This is a genomic window from Calditerrivibrio sp., assembly GCA_026415135.1.
Taxonomy (GTDB): Bacteria; Chrysiogenota; Deferribacteres; order Deferribacterales; family Calditerrivibrionaceae; genus Calditerrivibrio.
Genome location: JAOAHS010000031.1, coordinates 1 through 3,534 on the forward strand (window position 1 = coordinate 1; position 3,534 = coordinate 3,534).

Here is a 3,534-nt window from a genome sequence, read left to right on the forward strand (position 1 = left end):
ATACTATATACATTTGGTAGTTACAATTCCATAATTATTTGTAGTCAAAATATTAGAATTATTACCATCCCAATACCAAGCATTTATTACAATAGACCAAGAAGTCCCTAAATCATTTGCATATACTGAGATACCAGTAATAGGATATCCTCCAGTATCAATAGTTGTAGGTGTTACGAATAAAAAAGGAGATTTTCCACCTCCACAAATAGGTTTTGCAACAGTATCTCCATGTTTTACTACAGATTGTTGATATACTAGACCTTTTTTAACATTGATAATATTTGCTCCATCAAGAATGCGACCAAAAGTAATATTACCTCCTCCTTGATAGTTACCACCACTTAAATATAAATCATAATCATTAATTCCTAACCTTCTTACTTCCTTAATTAAGTCTGAATCATTAGTAGTAAACGTGTACCAATGAGTATTGGATCCATCAAATGCAGCTATTCTAGTTCGCTATTAAATAAACTCAATCTACCAGTTAAATTAACAGCTGTTCAATCTAAGAGGAATTCAGTATTGTTAACTAACATAATTCTACCACTATAGTCTTCATTTAGTCGACGAAAATCTATATACAGGTGGTTTACCAGCAAGGAGTGAGGTGCTAAACTATAGTGGTAGGATAGATATGGTATTGGAGATGAGGGATAAGATATATATTTTTAAGTTTAAGTCTAATCAGAGTTTAGAGGTTGCTATAAACCAGATCAAAGAAAGAGACTATCACAGACAGTATCTTCATAATAGGAAGCAAATATATCTTGTGGGAATATGTTTTAGCACTGAGAAAAAAATATAAAAAGTTATAATTTTACTTCTATCTAACTTTATATACTTTTCCACATTTTTACGTCAAACCTACCCCCTTTAAAAAGTTATTGAAAAAAAATTCCATTTCATATAAGTTAAGTTGAATTTAAATAAGTTTAAGGAGCAGCTATGCAGGAGAAAAAGATCCCCTTTACAAAGGAGCAAATCGAAAAGATTATCGAACAATACCCTACCCCATTTCATATATACGACGAAAAAGGGATAAGGGAAAACGCCCGTAGACTAACTAAGGCTTTCGCATGGAACAAAGGCTTTAAGGAATATTTTGCTGTAAAAGCCTGTCCAAACCCCTACATTATGAAGGTACTCAAGGAAGAAGGTTTTGGCTCTGATTGCAGTTCATTACCGGAACTGGTTTTATCAGAAAAAGTGGGTATTGTTGGCGAAAATATTATGTTTACTTCAAACGAAACACCTGCCCACGAATATAAAAAAGCCTATGAGCTTGGAGCAATTATAAATCTGGATGACATTACCCATATCAGCTATCTTGAAAATACTTTGGGTAGGTTACCAGAGCTTTTGAGCTTTAGATACAATCCTGGCCCATTGAGAGAGGGGAATGCAATTATAGGTAAACCAGAAGAAGCAAAATACGGCTTTACCAAGGAACAGCTTTTCGAAGGCTATAAAATAATAAAAGACAAAGGGGTTAAGAGATTTGGTCTACATACGATGGTAGCTTCAAATGAACTCAATCCAGATTATTTCATAGAAACAGCAAGAATGCTATTGGAGCTTGTCATAGAGATCAACAAAGAACTGGGCATAATGTTCGAATTTATAAATATAGGTGGTGGTATTGGTATACCCTACAAGCCAGGCCAAAAAGCTGTCGATCTCGAATACGTCTCACAAGGTATAAAAAACCTTTTTGACAGCATGCTCTGCGGTTCTGGCATGGAAGAGCTTAAGCTCTATATGGAAAACGGTAGAATGATAACTGGCCCTTATGGTTTTTTGGTTACAAGAGCAATCCACAGAAAAGATATCTATAAACAGTATATCGGTGTTGATGCATGCATGGCAAACCTGATGAGGCCCGGCATGTATGGAGCATATCATCACATAACCGTTATGGGCAAAGAAAACAAAAAGCCCACAAAAGTTTATGACGTAGTGGGATCCCTTTGCGAAAACAATGACAAATTTGCCATAGATAGAGAACTCCCAGAGATCGAAATTGGCGATATTTTAGTCATCCATGATACTGGTGCCCACGGGTATGCAATGGGTTTTAATTACAATGGAAAACTCCGCTCCGCTGAGCTACTTTTAAAAGAAGATGGTTCTGTTGAATTGATCAGGAGAGCCGAAACCATTGATGATTATTTTGCGACTTTAGACTTTTCTAGATTATAAAAGGTTTGGTGGGATAATATCCCACTATTTTTTTATGAGAGATTTTAGTATAGCAATCCTTGCTGGTGGGCAGTCCAGACGATTCGGTAGTGACAAATCCTTTGCTAAGATTGGAGAAAAGTGTTTTTTTCAGATTTGCTATGAAAAAGCTTTAAACATCACAGATGATATTATGATCATAGCAAAAGACCTTTCCAAATACCCAGACCTTAAAAACCTCCGTAAAATAAAAGACTCACTTACTATCCAGACTCCATTAGTGGGGATACTTACAGCATGCCAACATGCTTTTTGTCAAACACTTTTTGTATGGTCTGTAGACTCACCTTTTATGGATGAAAATATTATAAAAAACATCTGCTATTCGATAGGTTCACATGACGCTGCTATCCCAGTAATCTATCAAAAGATCCATCCTTTACTTGCATGTTACAATAAAAGAATTAATGGTATTTTGGAAAATTTTTTATCAAAAGGCAACCTAAAAGTCCTTGATTTTCTTAAATCCATAGATGTATTCTACCTTAATGAAGAGATGTTATTACCCAAAGAAAACCTACGCACGATATTTGCAAATGTAAACACCAAAGAAGACCTTAATCTAACGATATCACAAGAACATTTCGAAAAAAACAACAGTTAAAAAGGGACCTCTAAAAAAATAGAAAATGGCGGATCAGGGATTCGAACCCCGGACACTGCGGATATGAGCCGCATGCTCTAACCACCTGAGCTAATCCGCCTTTATGAAAACGGTAAACACCGTATTTATCTTTGGTTGCGGGGGCAGGATTTGAACCTACGACCTTCGGGTTATGAGCCCGACGAGCTACCAAACTGCTCTACCCCGCGTCAGGGAATATTGCTTATACTCATAAAATAGTATTTTGTCAACATTTTTTTAATAAAATCATACATATTCTTTTATAACATCACCTTACAGGATAACAATTATTGTTAGACATGTGATAGTATGTTTGACTATCAAAAATTCAAACTTCTAAAACTTAACACAAATAAAAGTATTTTTATATAACTTTCACCCATTCCAAACTACCAACATTCCTCTTACCACTATCAAACTCTATACCCACAAGATAGATATCCTTACCTATTGAAAGATATTTCTCGTAATACCTTTTACCCTTTATCTGCTCCAATGCCCCACCCTCATCAACCTTAAACTCTATCACATACACCACATCTGGAAATATCAGCGTCAGATCTATCCTACCTTTATTCGTCACATCCTCACCTATCACCTCCACACCCATACCCTTCATGTACGCATAAAACACTGACACATAATAACCCTCCCTCTCATACATC

Annotated in this window: 4 protein-coding genes and 2 tRNA genes; 3 read left to right on the forward strand and 3 right to left on the reverse strand. The window is 35.7% G+C overall.

The window, feature by feature from the left end:
• The first annotated feature begins 613 nt into the window (after positions 1 to 613).
• The 3 genes from N3C60_05760 to N3C60_05770 all read left to right on the forward strand — a co-directional run bounded on the left by N3C60_05760 (position 614) and on the right by N3C60_05770 (position 2,848).
• Entirely contained in the window at positions 614 to 811 is a 198-nt protein-coding gene (locus N3C60_05760; protein MCX8084412.1) for a PD-(D/E)XK nuclease domain-containing protein, read from the forward strand.
• A gap of 140 nt (positions 812 to 951) precedes the next feature.
• Positions 952 to 2,205, forward strand: coding sequence for a diaminopimelate decarboxylase (lysA, locus tag N3C60_05765; GenBank protein MCX8084413.1), 1,254 nt, complete (start codon positions 952 to 954; stop codon positions 2,203 to 2,205).
• Between the two features lie 34 nt (positions 2,206 to 2,239).
• Positions 2,240 to 2,848: a molybdenum cofactor guanylyltransferase gene (locus N3C60_05770; GenBank protein ID MCX8084414.1), complete on the forward strand. Its 609-nt coding sequence runs from the start codon at positions 2,240 to 2,242 to the stop codon at positions 2,846 to 2,848.
• A gap of 26 nt (positions 2,849 to 2,874) precedes the next feature.
• Here the strand turns inward: N3C60_05770 and N3C60_05775 are convergent.
• The 3 genes from N3C60_05775 to N3C60_05785 all read right to left on the reverse strand — a co-directional run.
• A tRNA-Met gene (locus N3C60_05775) sits at positions 2,875 to 2,948 on the reverse strand.
• 32 nt (positions 2,949 to 2,980) lie between these two features.
• Positions 2,981 to 3,057: transfer RNA gene (locus tag N3C60_05780), tRNA-Met, on the reverse strand.
• Positions 3,058 to 3,233: 176 nt separating this feature from the next.
• A partial coding sequence (locus tag N3C60_05785) for a PD-(D/E)XK nuclease domain-containing protein (protein MCX8084415.1) occupies positions 3,234 to 3,534 on the reverse strand: 301 nt, incomplete at its 5' end.